The sequence below is a fragment of the Polaromonas sp. CG_9.5 genome, from assembly GCF_035984465.1.
GTDB lineage: Bacteria > Pseudomonadota > Gammaproteobacteria > Burkholderiales > Burkholderiaceae_C > Polaromonas.
The window spans coordinates 141774-157676 of the sequence record NZ_JAXCHR010000009.1 but is presented as its reverse complement, the minus strand read 5'-3'; the positions used below and the strand labels follow the sequence as shown (position 1 = coordinate 157676).

The 15903-nt window shown below is 54.0% G+C and carries 21 protein-coding genes; 12 read left to right on the top strand and 9 right to left on the bottom strand.

What is annotated here, in order from left to right:
* Positions 1-70: 70 nt before the first annotated feature.
* A complete protein-coding gene (locus tag RCH06_RS09600; RefSeq protein WP_327081234.1) occupies positions 71-451 on the bottom strand; it encodes a hypothetical protein in 381 nt (126 codons plus the stop codon).
* Between the two features lie 370 nt (positions 452-821).
* Here RCH06_RS09600 and RCH06_RS09595 point away from each other — a divergent pair, with 370 nt between their 5' ends.
* The 11 genes from RCH06_RS09595 (at position 822) to RCH06_RS09545 (ending at position 7650) form a co-directional block, all read left to right on the top strand.
* Positions 822-2096, top strand: coding sequence for a replication initiation factor domain-containing protein (locus RCH06_RS09595; RefSeq protein WP_327081233.1), 1275 nt, complete (start codon positions 822-824; stop codon positions 2094-2096).
* Positions 2097-2117: 21 nt separating this feature from the next.
* The gene (locus tag RCH06_RS09590) at positions 2118-2444 is read left to right on the top strand and encodes a hypothetical protein (protein ID WP_327081232.1); all 327 of its coding nucleotides are present in this window, start codon (positions 2118-2120) and stop codon (positions 2442-2444) included.
* A 2-nt stretch (positions 2445-2446) separates the two neighbouring features.
* Entirely contained in the window at positions 2447-2677 is a 231-nt protein-coding gene (locus RCH06_RS09585) for a hypothetical protein (RefSeq protein WP_327081231.1), read from the top strand.
* An 18-nt stretch (positions 2678-2695) separates the two neighbouring features.
* On the top strand, positions 2696-2932 hold the full coding sequence (locus RCH06_RS09580; RefSeq protein ID WP_327081230.1) for a hypothetical protein: 237 nt from the start codon (positions 2696-2698) through the stop codon (positions 2930-2932).
* A 102-nt stretch (positions 2933-3034) separates the two neighbouring features.
* Entirely contained in the window at positions 3035-3178 is a 144-nt protein-coding gene (locus RCH06_RS09575) for a hypothetical protein (protein WP_327081229.1), read from the top strand.
* Between the two features lie 5 nt (positions 3179-3183).
* Positions 3184-3396, top strand: coding sequence for a hypothetical protein (locus tag RCH06_RS09570; protein WP_327081228.1), 213 nt, complete (start codon positions 3184-3186; stop codon positions 3394-3396).
* A 72-nt stretch (positions 3397-3468) separates the two neighbouring features.
* Positions 3469-3705 carry a hypothetical protein gene (locus RCH06_RS09565; RefSeq protein ID WP_327081227.1) on the top strand — a complete coding sequence of 79 codons (237 nt, stop codon included), beginning with the start codon at positions 3469-3471 and terminating at the stop codon, positions 3703-3705.
* A 107-nt stretch (positions 3706-3812) separates the two neighbouring features.
* On the top strand, positions 3813-5300 hold the full coding sequence (locus tag RCH06_RS09560; protein WP_327081226.1) for a hypothetical protein: 1488 nt from the start codon (positions 3813-3815) through the stop codon (positions 5298-5300).
* A gap of 1 nt (position 5301) precedes the next feature.
* Positions 5302-5637: a DUF2523 family protein gene (locus tag RCH06_RS09555; protein ID WP_327081225.1), complete on the top strand. Its 336-nt coding sequence runs from the start codon at positions 5302-5304 to the stop codon at positions 5635-5637.
* A gap of 124 nt (positions 5638-5761) precedes the next feature.
* Positions 5762-7126: a zonular occludens toxin domain-containing protein gene (locus RCH06_RS09550; RefSeq protein WP_327081224.1), complete on the top strand. Its 1365-nt coding sequence runs from the start codon at positions 5762-5764 to the stop codon at positions 7124-7126.
* 293 nt (positions 7127-7419) lie between these two features.
* Complete coding sequence (locus RCH06_RS09545) at positions 7420-7650, top strand: hypothetical protein (RefSeq protein WP_327081223.1); 231 nt, start codon at positions 7420-7422, stop codon at positions 7648-7650.
* 244 nt (positions 7651-7894) lie between these two features.
* Here the strand turns inward: RCH06_RS09545 and RCH06_RS09540 are convergent, their stop codons facing one another.
* From RCH06_RS09540 to mltG, 6 genes are read right to left on the bottom strand one after another with little or no spacing between them, the layout of a single operon-like run.
* Entirely contained in the window at positions 7895-8566 is a 672-nt protein-coding gene (locus tag RCH06_RS09540) for an ankyrin repeat domain-containing protein (RefSeq protein ID WP_327081222.1), read from the bottom strand.
* A complete protein-coding gene (locus tag RCH06_RS09535; protein ID WP_327081221.1) occupies positions 8559-9362 on the bottom strand; it encodes a TatD family hydrolase in 804 nt (267 codons plus the stop codon). The genes RCH06_RS09540 and RCH06_RS09535 overlap by 8 nt, the downstream gene beginning before the upstream one ends.
* Before the next feature lie 44 nt (positions 9363-9406).
* The gene (locus RCH06_RS09530; protein WP_327081220.1) at positions 9407-9787 is read right to left on the bottom strand and encodes a PilZ domain-containing protein; all 381 of its coding nucleotides are present in this window, start codon (positions 9785-9787) and stop codon (positions 9407-9409) included.
* A gap of 38 nt (positions 9788-9825) precedes the next feature.
* Positions 9826-10944, bottom strand: a complete 1119-nt coding sequence (locus RCH06_RS09525; RefSeq protein WP_327081219.1) for a DNA polymerase III subunit delta' — start codon at positions 10942-10944, stop codon at positions 9826-9828.
* Positions 10941-11711, bottom strand: a complete 771-nt coding sequence (gene tmk, locus RCH06_RS09520) for a dTMP kinase (protein WP_327081218.1) — start codon at positions 11709-11711, stop codon at positions 10941-10943. The genes RCH06_RS09525 and tmk overlap by 4 nt, the downstream gene beginning before the upstream one ends.
* A gap of 2 nt (positions 11712-11713) precedes the next feature.
* A complete protein-coding gene (mltG, locus tag RCH06_RS09515) occupies positions 11714-12718 on the bottom strand; it encodes an endolytic transglycosylase MltG (RefSeq protein ID WP_327081217.1) in 1005 nt (334 codons plus the stop codon).
* An 85-nt stretch (positions 12719-12803) separates the two neighbouring features.
* Here mltG and ygfZ point away from each other — a divergent pair, with 85 nt between their 5' ends.
* A complete protein-coding gene (gene ygfZ, locus RCH06_RS09510; protein WP_327081216.1) occupies positions 12804-13757 on the top strand; it encodes a CAF17-like 4Fe-4S cluster assembly/insertion protein YgfZ in 954 nt (317 codons plus the stop codon).
* 180 nt (positions 13758-13937) lie between these two features.
* Here the strand turns inward: ygfZ and RCH06_RS09505 are convergent, their stop codons facing one another.
* On the bottom strand, positions 13938-14795 hold the full coding sequence (locus RCH06_RS09505) for a YbgC/FadM family acyl-CoA thioesterase (protein WP_327081215.1): 858 nt from the start codon (positions 14793-14795) through the stop codon (positions 13938-13940).
* A complete protein-coding gene (locus RCH06_RS09500; protein WP_327081214.1) occupies positions 14792-15757 on the bottom strand; it encodes an alpha/beta hydrolase in 966 nt (321 codons plus the stop codon). Before RCH06_RS09500 ends, RCH06_RS09505 begins: the two co-directional genes overlap by 4 nt.
* Positions 15758-15903 lie beyond the last annotated feature (146 nt).

Below are 15903 nucleotides of genomic sequence, written 5' to 3'. Positions count from 1 at the left end.
ACCCGCTGCAAGGGCGGGTTTTAGTTAACAAAAGAACTATCGTAGAACGCGAAAATGCCCCTCTACGGGTTCAGAAAAACCACAATATACATCGTAGAAGACCGGGCAAATTACTTGCCAAAGCGTCTGGCCCGCATAGCGTTGAAGCTGTCACTACGCCACCCAGTAATCCCACTTTTCCCAGCGCCGAAACTAGCTTTTCTCCTCTGGGAGTGCCTGCATTCCGTTCCAGCAGCGCCTCTTTAATCACCTCGTCAATATTCCGTTTTGTGAGTGAGGCCATCAGTATTTGAGCCTCAATCGGACACGTTCTTTTTCCGTGCTTCCATGCACTGACGTTGTGTTTCGTGTCCTCTAAAAATTCCGCCAACCTGGACGCATTTCCAGCCGCTTTTGTTGCGTCTGCGATGAGTGCCGCCAGTCTTGCCGGGCCTTGCGCAGTAGTCGTCATGCTGTTAACTTTCGTTTGTGTCTTTTTTGCCAACTTTTGCAAATAAGCATTTTTTGAACTTTAGCCCTTCTGGAACTGCCATGTCCTCTTCTTCTCCTGTTTTCACACGCCCGGTAAAAAAGCCCGATGACTTGGCAGTTCCACGGCTTCCGGGCGTGTCCCCTGCTCAACGCCTTGCTGTTGCTTACCGCAAAGCACATCAAAACCATCCTTCTTTGTGGAAACGCTTGGAGCTCACCTTGCGAAGCGCGCGGGCGACGAGGGTCCCCGCCTGCGGGGATACGGCGCCCGCCGCAGGCGCTGATTTTTCAGTCCACCCCCATGGTAATCACGGGGATAACCAAACTTCAACCAACGATAAGGCCGTTTTGTGACTCGCCCTACAAAATCCTCTCTTGTCCTTGATGGTTCTGTTATCAAGTTGCGTTTGCTCGCTGAGCGTGCCGAAACAAAAACCCCTGTTCATGTTGATTGGGTACGTTTCACAACTCTCTGCCGTAATCAGCCCACGCTTGCAGCAGATCGTATTTTTCCCCTGCATTCTGACTTTGTTGCCGATTACGAAAAATCCAAAAATTCCAGCCTCGAAGCTCACTATTTCGCCTCTAATCCCGGCGCAAATCACAATGATTTTCTTCGTCAGCAGCACCGCCGCCACTTGATAGAGGTCGCGCTGAACGAAACACCCGACGAAGATTTTTTCCCTTCAGCGCAAGCCCTTGCACTCGCAGAAAAGACCTGCGAAGCCCTCGGCCCTGATTTCAGCGTAAACCCCGCCGTTGGCAAGGGTCACGACTTCTACAAATGCCGTTGGATTATCGAGCGCAACGATGCAGAGTGCGGCTGGGTCGGCTTCCTCTCCTCCGGTGACTCTCCCAAGCAGAAAGCGCAGTCCCAAACCCTCCACGTGAACATTTTCGGCGCTGCCTGCACCTTCGCTAAAACCGGATGGAATCACCGTATCGCAGACCTCATCGAAGAAGTGGACGCCAAGCTAACCCGCGCCGATTTGGCACTGGACTTTTTCGACGGTTTCCCCGGCGGAATCATGGCGATTTTTGAGGGTTACCGGGCTGGCGCGTGTGATGTTGGTGGCCGTCGCCTCAAGTCCTCCTGCCTCGGTGACTGGGCAAACAAAAATAGCCGCTCCTTCTATTTCGGCTCCCGCGAAGCCGGAAAAATCACCAACTGCTACGAAAAAGGGGATCAGCTTTTCGGCCCCGGCGTCACCAACTGGCTCCGCGCCGAACTGCGCTACGGCAACAAGCTGCGCGTCCTCTCCACTGACATTCTGCGCCGTCCTGCTGATTTCTTCGCCGGTGCCTCCGACTGGCACACCCACGCCCTGAGCCTTGCCGATGATTCCGTTGTCCCTGAGAAAGTTGCCACGATTGCCCGGCTTCCTGCCCTGACGGTAGAGGCCGAATGTTTCAAAAACATCAAGTGGGCGCTGAATACTGCCGCGCCCACGATGGCCGCGCTCTGGAATCACCTCGGGGATGATTTTCTCGAATTTGTGACAAACAAAGCCCTTCCCGGTCGCCTTCGCAATTTCGCGCCCTCCGAACTTGCTCGCGCCTTCAGCTCGGCCAAGTGCCGCCTATTTTCACAGCCCGAAAGCGCCCCGGCTTTCGTACCGGCTTAACAGGGGTTAGGACTTCCAATTATGAAAATGCAATCTCACGTGACCTGCCACGCCATCAAAGAATCCAAAGGTTCGTTTGAAGGCAAAGCCTTTTCAAGCACCACTTTTCATCTCGCCGTCGACATGGCCGAAAACACCGCTGGCCGCTCCATCGGCAACGTAACCCGGCCCTTCAAGCTGGGCGACGCCTCCGAGTTTGAAAAGTGGGCAAACATGAAGGACGCATGGCCCGAGTCCGGCCTTCCTTGCGTCGCTACGTTTGACGTTGTCGCCGGTGCCGACAACTCCTCTAAGCTCACGCTGCTGGCCTTGGTGCCCGCTCCTGCGCCACAACGCAAAGCTGCCTAACCATGCCCCGCTTCCTCATTCAGTCCAACGTCACAGGCCGATTTCTTTGCCCCGCCTTGGACGGTGGGGAACCCGTGTGGATTGCATCGCTCCGTGAAGCCGGTGGCGGCGTCTTTACCGACTTCGACGCTGTTCATCAGCTCGTCGCCGACAACTGCGAACCCGAAGACCAGCCCATCCTGGTCGATCTGGATCGTCTCGGCACAGTAAACGATTACTCGATTAATTCTTGATAACTCTGTCTGCTTTATATGCAATTCAATGTTGATAAGCGATTTATTGAAATTCTCAATACTTCCGGCGCTCGTATCACGTGGGATCAATTCCGAAAAGCGAACGATCTTAGACGCGCAGAGCGTAATTCTGACCCTGTAGCAGTTGCAAAAAAGAGTAAAGCAAGACTGCAGGAAATTAAAGATTTGGCAGCAATTGGAGTTCCTATTTCTCTTGGCACAGCAAACGACTACCCCTCTGATGTCCAGCCATGAACCAATTTCAGCTCTTGATCCTCGGCCTCGCCGCAATGGCCCCCCTGTCCGCTGGCGCGGTTCGCTGCTGCCGTGCCCTGCTCTCTTAACTCAAGGAAAAAAATGGAAAACGAAAACGGCGAATACGCCTCTGAGGTGTGCCCTGAGTGCGGCTCAGAAGAATTTAAATTTGTTTATGCCGGTGGCATGGATGTCCTCGTTTGCCAGTCTTGCGGATATGAAGACCTGGGCGATTTTGAGGATTGAGCGCTATGCGCTTTCTCGTCTGCACCAGCGAAGCCACGCCTTGTCCTCCAGAAGCTCAGCAATGGTCTACCACTGCCGAAGTTTTAGACCCTGCGCAATTTGGCATTACCGCCATTGAGATTGCCAAGGTCTTTTCTTGGGGCTTTGGCGCGGTGCTTCTTGGCTTCTTCCTCGGCTACCAGATCGGCGTTGCCCTCGGCCTTATCAAGCGCCTCTAAGTTCATAGCCTCAACGGTTGCCTGCTGCCGTTTGTGCTATCAATTTCGATAGTGTTTTCTCTGAAAGTTTTTATGAAAAACGTCCGCACTCTCTCTCGCAAATACGGCGCGAAACTGGCTCTGGCAACCACTGGCTATCTGGCCGCTGCTTCTGCCTTTGCCCAGTCCACCGGCCTCGATGCCGCACTGGACGCGGTTGACCTGTCCGGCATCGCTGTGAAGGTTGGCGCTGCTGGCCTGTTGATCGTCGGCATTGCGCTGGTTTTCAAAGGCCCCGACCTCGCCAAGCGCATCGTTCGCAAGGTCTAACCAGCCATGGCCTCCGGCGCTCTCGTTGCCCTATTCTTTGGCCTTGTTGCCATGCTGGGCGGCTTGAGCGCCTTTTGTTTTGTGCTCGGTATGAAAGCAGGTAATCAGTGAAAAATATTATTTTCCTGTTCTGTGCTTTCTGCGGATTTTTTTATTCTCAGCTTGTTTTTGCTTTACCTGTCGCTCCCGTTGGGTGGGATCGTGTTATCGGTGCAGGCGGGCATATTATTTATGCTGCTCCCGCAAATAGTGGCTCTGGTTCTCGCATGGCTGCCAATCTCATTTGGCAGTCTGCAACTTCTGGCGGTGCGGTTGCTGTTAGTATTCCTGCAAAATTAGCCGTTGGCGCTGGTGAGGTTGCAGTTGTTGCCAAAGGCGTTGCTACTGGCGCTAGTATTTTTAGTGCTGTCAAGCTGCTTGCAATGGGTGGTTCTGGTGTTGTTGGCATCGGTCTTACTGCTCTTACTATGGCTCCTATGATTGCTGATTATTTCAATAGCTCGCGTACTCGTCTTGGGCCTTTGTCTGAGCGTGGCGGCTCTACCCCTTTTGAGTTTAATAAGCAGCGTTCCTCCTGCACTACTTGCACGGAATATTACGTGGACTTTCCAGTTAACGGCACTATTTATAAGGGTGTCAGCACTACTCCTTCGTCCGTTTGTGGTGCCGCCTCTCTTCCCTCGACGTACCGCTCTAATTTTTTGGCTCCTGTTCCTGACTCTGGCGAGTTGGGTAGCTGTCAACTCTTTTCTGGCCCTCTCGATAGCTCCTATCAGGGTCGTTTTTCTGTTTACCCTCGTCAAGGTTCGCCGTTTTTAGAGGATTATTGGATTCCTGCGAGCATGGATGATATTGCTCCTCATATGAATGAACCCGATAAAGTAACTACGCCTGCTCAGGTTGAAGAGTTAATAAAAAAAGGCGCATCCATCCCGATTTCTTATGCTCCTACAGATATGAGGGACTATTATCCTGCTGATAGTGCGCCCGGTAGTACACCAGTTACACCGCCTAAAGTTATTAGTGGTCCAGCCTCTGTTTCCGGCCCTTCTATTGTAGAAACGACTGATGATGGTGTTAAAACTACTACTAAAACTACTACTCCAAAAAATACGTTGACTTATTCTTCTGAGGTTGGGCCAAATGGTACGGTTACGCCTAAAGTTACTGTAACGCCTGCTACTACTGTTGTTACTACTGTTAAAGATAATGCAACGGGTGAGACAACTACAACCGGGACTAGTACAGACAATAATCCGATTGAAGAAAAACCAGATTATTCATTTTCTGATTCAGCCTTTCCTCCCATTCCAAAACTATACGAACGTGTTTATCCTGATGGTATTACTGGCGTTTGGAATGAAAAAATGGCTTCTATTAAATCAACCCCTCTTTTTACTTTGGGGCGTGACATCATGCCCACGCTGGCCGCAACTGGCTCCTGTCCTGTTTTTACAATTCCGCTTGATTTTGCAGGCTGGGCGTCTTATGGCACGGCTGACGTTTCTCCGCCGTGTTGGGTCTGGGACTTCGGCAAAGTCGTTATCGTTGTCTCGTCCCTCCTCTTGGCTCGTCGTTTGATTTTCGGCGGCTGATATGGGCGCTTTTTTTACCGCCATCCTTGCCAAAGTCGTTGGCTTTGCTGAATGGATTGGCCGCCTGTTCGTTGCCGTTTTTGTCGCTGTCTGGGATCTGCTTCGCGATGTGGTTACTTGGCCTTTCGATCAGCTCCTTGATCTTGCTAAAAGTGGCATTGAGGGCATCGATGTATCAGGCATTACAACCAACCTAAGCGCATGGGGTTCCCTGCCTGCTGAGGTGTCCAATATCCTCGGTCTGCTTGGCGCTGGCACTGCCATCAACATCATCGCCTCGGCCATCGCGGTGCGTCTCGTCCTCCAGCTCATTCCTTTCGTCAGGCTCGGCTCATGACTTATTTCAGGCGCGTTCTCAACAGAAACCCCCTCGTGATCACGAGTACCTTTTTTTGTGGGGCGTTTTTTGCCATTTCAGTCGTCCAGTTGATTCTCTGGTCTGTGCGCTTTGAGGTTTGCAAATGATCAACGGTCTCGAAGGTATTCCCGGCTCCGGCAAGTCTTACGAAGCCGTGGTCTTTCACGTCCTCGAAGCCCTCAAGTCCGGCCGCAAAGTCATCACCAACCTGCCCCTGAATATTGAGCTTTTCGGCGGCATCGATCCCGCTTTCCCGGCGCTGATTGAAGTCCGCTCTCGTCCCCGTAAAGTCCTCGGAACGTGGGACGCCAACCGCGTAGACGACAAAGGGCAAGGCAACGCCTTCGAGCTGTTCTCTCTGGACCACCAGCCGCCCGCCTTGCCTGCTGTTCAGGTATTCGCAGGCGCAAATCAAACCGCATTTGTTCGCAGCCCTCCGCGCGATCTGGTGACCTTCGGCGGTGTCTGGGACTACTACGATACGTGGCGACACTCTGACGGTCGCGGCGCTCTTTTCGTCGTCGATGAATGCCACGTCTGCCTGTCCGTCGCTGGCTCCGGGCAGTCCACTGATCCCCAGGTGGTCGAGTGGTTCAAACTGCACCGACATTTCAACGTTGACGTGCTTTTGATGACCCAGAATTTCCGGGACGTGAATCAACCCATTGCCCGCTTGCTGGCGATGTTGATCAAAGTCCGAAAAGCCGACATCCTCGGCAAAAAAGGCTCTTACATTCGCAAGGTGCATGCAGGCTACCGGGGTGCCGTCATCAGCACAGACGAACGCAAATATCAACCGCAATTTTTCCCGCTCTACAAGAGCCACACCCAGGGTAATAGCGTCGCGGAATCCAGCGCCACCGACGTGGCCCCCTTCATCGTCAAGTTCAACCGCTTCAAGTGGATCTGGCTCGCCGGAACGGTCATCTATGGTGCCTATGCGTTTTGGCCCTCCTCAAAGGTCAAACCTGATCCTGCCTATGCCCGCGCCGTCAATGCCGTCCAGTCTGAAAACCGAACTACGCCCTTACCCGTTCCACCTGGACAAACTCCGGTAATCTCCACCGCCTCAAAACCATCTCCTGCCGCATCTGCTCCAGCGCCCGCGCCTCCACCCGAACTGGACCCCGAGCCACTGCGCGAAAAACTCGTCCACATCGTTGGATGGGCAAAATTCAAGGGGAAAATGGTCTACGCTTTCGCCGTCTCTGCCGGTGGTCAGCGCGTTTTTGATCTGAACCAGGTCGATCTGCTGGCGGCTGGCTACGGCTGGAAACCTCTCTCCGAGTGCATGGGCTACTTGACTTACAAAACCACTGTCAGGACAGTGACCTGTGACCCTCCAGCCATCGGCTCCGGCTCCAACGCCGCGCCCGTGGTCATTGCTGACGGCTCCCGGCGCTCGTCTGTCGAGAATCCGGTCAACGCCTCAAAGGACGGCCCTGTTTTTACGAATCAACTACGTTGATTACATTCAATGTTTTTGGATGCTTTATTTGCAACCTGTGGATAACTTATTTCCAATAAATATCCACAGAAAGTTATCCACAAAATCTGTGCATAACTTTTTTCTATAACTTATTCACAAAGTTATGCACAACGCGTTTTTTTGTGTTATGCGAAGCATGTAAGCGAAGCGAAGACTGAACCCGCATTGAGCAGCTCGCACATCACAACTCGGCTACGCGTGGCGCACTCCACGACAAATGCCGCCGTCAGACCGTCGCCCTAAAAAACCTCTTTGGCTGTTACAGTCTTGGCATGGGAATGCAGGACCGCGACTATTACAAAGAAGCTTGGAAAAAACGTGATCGTGGCGATATTCACGGCTATCACAATGGTTCTTCTGAGCAGCATAATAATTTTTCAACTCCTGGGCCTTTGATGATTTGGCCTTGGGCAAAGGTCTGCTTAAAATACCTCTACTATGTTTTTTGTGCTGCATTGGCCTTGCGCTTAATCATCAAAGTAATTTCAGGGACTTATTGGTAACCGATGGCTTTTCTGTTGTAATTTAGCGTCAAAATTACGATTTTTGGATTTATTTTCGTTATTTTGAAAATAATTTCTCAGCCAGAAAAGTGAAAAAAACCCGCTGCAAGGGCGGGTTTTAGTTAACAAAAGAACTATCGTAGAACGCGAAAATGCCCCTCTACGGGTTCAGAAAAACCACAATATACATCGTAGAAGATTGAAAATGTCCAAGCAAGAACGTCGTATCTTGCTTGTCCACTCGTCACCATTGACCGGCTGGATGCTTACTTTTTAAGGCCGCAACAATCGCTTTTACTGCATCGGGTCGACTGCCTCGTTGGGCGAAATCCAGTGCTGTCAACACTTGCTGGTTTTTTATCGATGGATCCGCTCCTTCCTGCAACAAAAAATCGACAGCTGCTGATGTGCCATACATGGCGGCCATCATCAAAGGCGTGGTGCTATTGGGAGATCCAGCATCAATATAGGCGCTGTTCTCGAGCAATAAATTGATGAGGGGTACCGAGCCACCCGTAGCAGCGTAATGCAAAGGAGTCCAGCCGGTTTTATTGACGTCGCCACCTTTTTTGATGAGCTTTTCAGCTATCTCCTGATTGCCTTTCAGCGCAGCCAGCATGAGCGCACTCTCACCTTTTTTGTTGAGTTTGTTTACATCTGTTTTGGCCCAGTCAATCAGCATCAGCGCCGCTTTAGGCGATGGCTCAAGCACCGCAAGGTGCAAACCAGTCATACCTTTCGCATCTGGCGTGTTGGCGTCAAATCCGTTTATGAGTAGATCTTTGACTTTTTTTGCGTTGTCTTGCTTGACTGCTTTAAAAAAATCGTCATAAGAACCGGAATTTGCAGTGCCCAAGACACTGAACATGATCAGACAAAGCAGTCCTTTTAGGGCAATCTTGAACACGCTAATCATGTGCAGTAACTCCATCAAATAGCATTTCAAAATTATGGCTGCTTGCCTTGGCAATTGCTGTCAGTGGCTGCTGCTTGACGTCGGCAATCTGCTGCGCTATCAGCGGTACGTAGGAGGGATTGTTGATCTTTCCACGATACGGCATGGGTGCCAGGTAAGGACTGTCGGTTTCAATCAAAAGGCGATCCAAAGGTACGAAGCGGACTACATCCCGAATGTCATTTGCATTTTTAAAGGTGACGATGCCTGAAAACGAAATATAAAACCCCAGATCCAAGGCGGCTTTTGCGACTTCTATAGATTCTGTGAAGCAGTGAAATACGCCACGCGCCCTGCTTTCTGTTCCTGGACTTTCACCCTCTTCTTTCAGAATAGCCAGGGTATCGTCCGAGGCGCATCGGGTGTGGATGACCAAGGGTTTTCCGGTTTGACGGGCAGCGCGGATATGAACCCTAAAGCGTTCGCGTTGCCACTCCATGTCGGCCACTGTGCGGTCTTTGAGCCGGAAATAATCCAGTCCTGTTTCACCAATACCGACCACCTTTGGCAGTCTTGCCCGACTTATCAAGTCAGCAACGCTGGGTTCAAGTACCTTTTCGTTATCGGGATGCACGCCGACCGTGCACCAGAAATTGTCGTATGTCGTGGCGAGCTGATGAACTGTTTCAAACTCTTCCAGTGTGGTGCAAATGCACAGTGCCCTGTCGACCAAGGCAGCTTGCATTGCCAAACGAATTTCTGGTAGTTGAGTCTGGAGTTCAGGAAAGCTTAGATGGCAGTGGGAATCGGTGAACATTTATTGATTATTTTCGAAGCAAAAATATGTAGATAACATTTAAATTAAATGGTTTGAGTAGGACGGCCTGAAGCCAGGCGCGCTCCCAGGATTTCTTCAATTTTGCTCTTTAGCATGCGGCATTTTTCGTCGGGAGGAAACCGCACGCCAACACCTTGAGAGCGGTTTGCCGCTGCTTGTGCGGGCGTAATCCAGGCCACTTTGCCGGCCACGGGATAGCGCTCCGTGTCATCAGGCAGGGTCAGCAAAATATAGACATCATCGCCAAGCTTGTATTCGCGTGCAGAAGCAATGAAGATGCCGCCTTCTTTGAACAGAGGAATATAGGCGGCATGAAGAGTTTCTTTGTCCTTGATGGCCAGCTGAACAATGCTGGGGCGTGGGGCTGCAGAAGCGGAGGAACTGACGGGAGGTGTGGTACTCATGTTTCTCGTTTATAGGTTGGTAAGCGCTTGATAACGCTTTAGCCAGCGTTGAGTGCTTTTCTTGCTTGGCTGACCAGGGACTCGATCAGTAATCCGGGGTTGTACGGGTGCTCGACGGTTAGCGCGATAGCGTTCAACGCACTTGCCCAATTGGCCAATGCGTTGAACTCGGTACCCGGCGAATGCGGTACACCGCCTGGACGGCTTGAAATGCGCAGCGGCAGATCATTGGCATTAAAAAACCGGGGCGATGCACCCACACGGACTGCCCACATATCATGGCAAAGTTTTTGTAGCGCATCCACCGCCTTGGCAGGTGCCCAGTCGGCCAACGCACTGACTTCACCCCGGGACATGGCTTTTGGGAAAGCCTGCCAGTGCTGTGCTGCTTCGTTGGACGGCTTGCCTAGCGCCCAGACCAGCGCGTCTGCCGGGCGTCCGCCCGCCCCCACCAGCAGTGTTTTCAAATCAGCCGGGTCTGCAGGACGCGCCGGTTTTTTAAAATTACCTTCGGCTGCGTTTTGACGCACGGTTTCCGTGCCAAGCCAGGCCAGAGCCTGCTCAAAATCTGGCCAGAGCATGGTGTGCCCCAGGCAGCGGCTGCGTATTGTTGGAAGCAACTGATGTGCGGCCTCTGTCGCCAAGATGAATTTGACGGCACCTGGCGGCTCTTCCAGCGTTTTAAGCAGTGTGTTGGCCGTGATGTGGTTCATGCGCTCGGCCGGAAACACCAACACTACCTTGGTGTTTCCGCGTGATCGGGTGAACTGGGTAAATGTCACGGCTTCGCGCGCAGCATCTACCTTGATTTCCTTGCTGGGCTTGCGTTTCTTGTTGTCCAAGTCATCCTGCGTTTTCTCATCGAGCGGCCAGCCGAGCGTGAGTGACAAGGTTTCCGGCATCAGCATGCATAGGTCAGCATGCGTATGCACCGCCACGGCATGGCAGCTGCCGCAGTGGCCGCAAGCACCCTTCACGGTGGGCTGTTCGCAAAGCCACGCGCCAGCCAGCGCCAGCGCCAGATCAAATTGACCCAACCCCGAAGGCCCGCTGAGCAGCCAGGCATGCCCACGCTGAGCGAGCAAACTTTCCAGCTGGATTTGAAGCCAGGGTGCGAGAGGCACACCCGCATTCAAGGCGCTATGGGTGTCACTCATGACGACGCGGCTGCTTCCAGCCACCCTTTCTCGACAAATACCTGCCAGACGCATTCCCACACGGCTTCACGGCTTTGTGCAGCGTCAATGCGGGCAAATCGTTCCGGATGACCTTGCTGCCGATCTGCATAACCCTGCGCGACACGGCGAAAAAAATCAACCGGTTGCGACTCGAACCTGTCGGGGATGCGCGCGCCAGTCAGGCGCTGCGCAGCCTCTTCAGGCGGCAGGTCAAACCAGACCGTGAGATGGGGCTCCATCACGGTTTCAACCTTCGGCTTCATGGGCTGATTGCCCGCCGGATCGCCCAGCAGGCCCTCATCGGACTGCACCCATTTTTCCAGCGTCGCCAAGACATTCAGATCAAACCCGCGCCCTGCGCCCTGATAGGCAAACGTGGCGTCGGTAAAACGGTCGCAAAGCACTACGTTGCCGCGCAACAAAGCCGGTGCAATCACGCGAACCAGATGGTCGCGTCGGGCAGCAAAAATCAGCAACGACTCGGTTAACGGATCCATCGCATCGTCCAGAACCATACTGCGCAGCTTTTCGGCTAGCAACGTGCCGCCGGGCTCACGCGTCAGGGTGACGGCACGGCCTGCCGCCCGGAACGCATCGGCAAGCCCGGCAATATGGGTCGATTTTCCGGCACCATCGATGCCCTCGAAGCTGATAAAAATTCCCTGAGATTGCGAATGCGGCCGTGCCGGATTGCCAGCGTTTTCCCGGTGACGCGTGGTATGCGAAGCATCAAGCGTAGCGGTCATATTTAGTGGCCCCGAATGTATTTATTGACGGCACGGTTGTGCTCTTCCAGAGTCGTGCTGAATTCGCTGCTGCCATCACCGCGCGATACAAAGTAAAGCGCTTTGGTCGGTGCGGGTTGCACGGCTGCCAGCAATGCGGCTTTGCCGGGCATGGCAATCGGTGTGGGCGGCAAACCCAGACGGGTGTAGGTGTTGTAAGGCGTATCGGCTTGAAGATCGCGTTTGCGCAGGTTGCCGTCAAACTTCAGTCCAAGCCCGTAAATCACGGTGGGGTCTGTTTGCAGAGGCATGCCAATACGCAAGCGGTTGCTGAAAACGCCGCCAATCTGCGCGCGATCTGAGGGTTTGCCGGTTTCTTTTTCAACAATGCTGGCCAGAATGAGTGCCTGGTCTGGGGACTTCAGCGGCGTGTCAGAACTCCGCAGACTCCAGGCGGCATCGAGCCTGCGATCCATGGCGCGGGCCGCCCTTTTGAGCAATGCCAAATCACTGGAGCCTTTTGCATAGGCATAAGTGTCCGGAAAAAACCGTCCTTCAGGATGAATGCCGTGCTTCCCCAGCTTTTCCATGATCATTTCGGGGCTTAGCGCAAGCGTGTCGGGCACAAGCTGCTCTGCTTTTTGTAGCGCTGAGCGCACTTGCAAAAACGTCCAGCCTTCAACCAGCGTGATGCTTTTCAATGTTTCCTCGCCGCGAACCAGCATGCTCAGCAGCTTGCGCGGCGTGGTGCCAGGGACCAACTCATAACTGCCCGCCTTGATCAGCCGGGCCTGACCTGAAAGCCGGAACCAGGCCTGCAGCATGGCGACCGGCACATCAGCGCCGCTGGCCACGACGGTTTCAGCCACACCATTAGAGGAAGTACCGTGTTCAATTTCAAGGTCGGCCACCTGCGCGCCAGGCGGCAACCGGATGGGCATGGCGTGGTTCAGCCACCAAAAAGCTGCCCCCAACAGCAACGCGGCGGCAACTCCCAATATCAGCAGAATTTTAAAGACACGACGCACAGCCGAACTACCTTTTGAACAGAAAACCGTGAAAACACGGGGCTATGATAATTCACGACATCTTCCTTACCAGAGCACACAGACCATGACCATACCCAGCCCAACACCCCCGATTTCCGGCATTGTCGAACTGACGCATCTGGGGGTAATAAGGGCAGTCGGTGAAGACGCCGTGACGTTTTTGCAAGGCCAGTTAACGCAAGATGTGGCGCAACTTGATTTGACACATGCGCGCCTGGCCGCTTTTTGCAATGCCAAAGGGCGGATGCAGGCCAGCTTTGTGTTGTTCAAACGCAGCCCGGAAGAGGTTCTGCTGGTTTGCAGTCGGGACATTTTGGCGGCAACGCTCAAGCGCCTGTCTATGTTTTTGATGCGCGCCAAGGCCAAGCTCAGCGACGCCAGCGGTGAATTTGCGCTGTATGGCGTAATGGGGGCCGCTATTGAATCCATAGCTGGCAGCGCACATTCCACTTGGTCAAAAGTTGATTTTGATGCTTCAAATCTAGTGTTTCTCTACCCTGCGGCCAGCCAGCCACGAGCGCTGTTGTGTGCGCCTGCGGGTTCACCGTCGCCTCAGGGCAATTCCATTGATATCGGCCTTTGGCATTGGCTTGAATTGCAGTCGGGCATTGCGATGATTACCCAACCCATCTTTGAAGCGTTTGTGCCGCAAATGCTCAACTACGAATCAGTGGGCGGTGTGAACTTCAAGAAAGGCTGCTATCCGGGTCAAGAGATTGTGGCGCGCAGCCAGTTTCGGGGTACGCTGAAACGGCGCGCTTATCTGGTTCATACCGATGGATCGCCTGCCGTTGGGCAGGAAGTTTTCCATGTCCAGGATGCAGACCAGCCTTGCGGTCTGGTGGCGGCTGCAGCGGCAAACCCTGGCGGTGGTTTTGATGCCATCGTGTCAATGCAGACCTCTGTGGCGGCAGATGCGCAAGCGCATCCTGATGAACGACGCCTGACTTTGGGCAGTGCAACGGGTGCAGGCTTGACCTTGCTGCCGCTGCCCTACCCGTTGCTCGAAGACATTTGAGCCCATGCATTCAGAGGCTTTACTGTGTGCCTGATCGCTTTTTTTGGCCGATGTTGTTAGCTTTGGCTGATTTGGTATTTTTATTGAATAAATAAATTTTGTAGATTACATACAAAGAAAATAACAAGCCGCTATGACAATCCAGCGCGCACCCACTAAACCTCAGTGGGTCTTTTCAACTCACAGCCTACGATCCATATCGATATGCGGGATGCCACCCACATCAAAACCATCACGCCGCGCGACAAACCCTTGACGTCGATAAAAGCCTTCAGCGCTGCACGGTGCCTGTAACGCGACTTCCGCGTGACCGCGCTGTCTGGCGGCATCCATCAGCGTCTGCAGCAGCACGCGCCCCACCCCGGAACCCCGCAAGGTGCGATGAACCGCCATGCGTTCAATCCTGCTAGGTGCAGCCTCAAGGCCCGATAGCCGCCCCGTAGCAACCGTCTGTCCCAGGCCGTTGTAAACCACCGCATGCAGCGCCAGGCTGTCAACGTCATGGCTTTCATTGGCGGGTGCCCTGCCCTGTTCTTTTACGAAAACTGCCGCTCGCACCTTCATCGAATCCTGCCCCAAGGCGGCCCAGTCGCCGACCTTGATCTCCAGCACCGACTCGCCAGCCTCAAAGCGCTCGACCAGTCGGCGCAGCGCCAACGGCACCGGGCGCGAGGTTTGTGAAACCGGGTCAGCAAATACATACACCAGCTCGCAGGTAATGAGCAATTCAGCCCCGCGAAAGATCGCACCCGAAAAAATCATCGATGAATTGCCGATGCGGCTGCATTTCATCGCCACCTCCAGCGCATCGTCAAAATGGGCCGAGCCGTGGTATTCAACGCTGGCTTTCTTGACGTAGAGATCGCCGCCCAACTGGCGCATCGCCTCTTCAAAAGGCAGGCCCAGGGCGCGCCAGTAGTCGGTGATGGCGGTGTCGAAATACATCAGGTAGTGGGCGTTGAAGACAATTTTCTGCATGTCCACTTCAGCCCAGCGCACACGCAAGCGGTGAAAAAGCCGGAAATCCTGTCGATTCATAAGGGATGCTTCAAATGAAAGGCCTGTCGCAGCACCCGGGCTGCATCGGCGTGGGCATGGCGCGCCTCGGGAAGGATGCGGCCCATCTTGATGAACTCATGGGTCACGCCGCGATAAATCTCCAGGTCTACCGGCACGCCAGCGGCCCGCAGCTTGTCGGCATACATAACGCCCTCGTCCACCAGCGGATCGCATTCGGCCAGGCCAAACCAGGCCGGCGCCACATCGTCCACATGCGGCGCATTGAGCGGCGCAAAACGCCAGTCTTCCCGGTCAGCCGGGGTTCGCAGGTAATGGTTGAAAAACCAGGTGATATCAACGTCTTCGAGCACAAAGCCACGGGCAAACCTGCGGTGCGACGCCGTGTCCTGATGCGCTGCGCAACCGGGATAAAACAGCAGTTGCAGCGCCAGCGGCAAGCCAGCATCGCGCGCCAGCAAGGCACACATCGCCGCCAGTGTGCCGCCTGCGCTGTCGCCGCCCACCGCCATAAGCTTCGCGTCAAGGTTCAAGTCAGCAGCATGGCTTGCGAGCCATTGCAGCGCATCCCACGCATCATTTGCCGCCGTGGGAAACTTGAATTCCGGGGCCAGGCGGTAATCGACCGACACCACGGCGCAGCCTGCCAGGTGGCTGATCTGGCGACACAACACGTCGTGCGTGGCAATACTGCCAATCGTGAATCCGCCGCCGTGGAAATACAAAAGCACCGGCAGTTTTTGCGCCGATGGCGCATACAGGCGCGCCGGTATGTGATGGCCGTCCCGCACCGGAATGCTGAAATCATCGACCCGTGCCAATACCGGCTTGGGAATTTCAAGCACCCCGGAACCAGCTTCGTAAGCAGACCGGGCTTGCTGCGGCGTCAGCGTATGAAATGGCGGGCGCTGGGCGCGGGCCATGCGGCTGAGGACGCCCCGCATGGCAGGCGTCAGCAGGCTTTCAGACGTTTTGAAATGCATTAGAAAAACGCCACCGAAACACGTGCCGACCGCATGGGCGCGCCAAAGCGGCTTATCGCCAAAGTGACCGTCATCAGGGTTTGCTTGTAACTCAAGAGAAGCTCCAGCCATTAAAGTGATGGGCCGCATCGTACAACGCAGAAAGA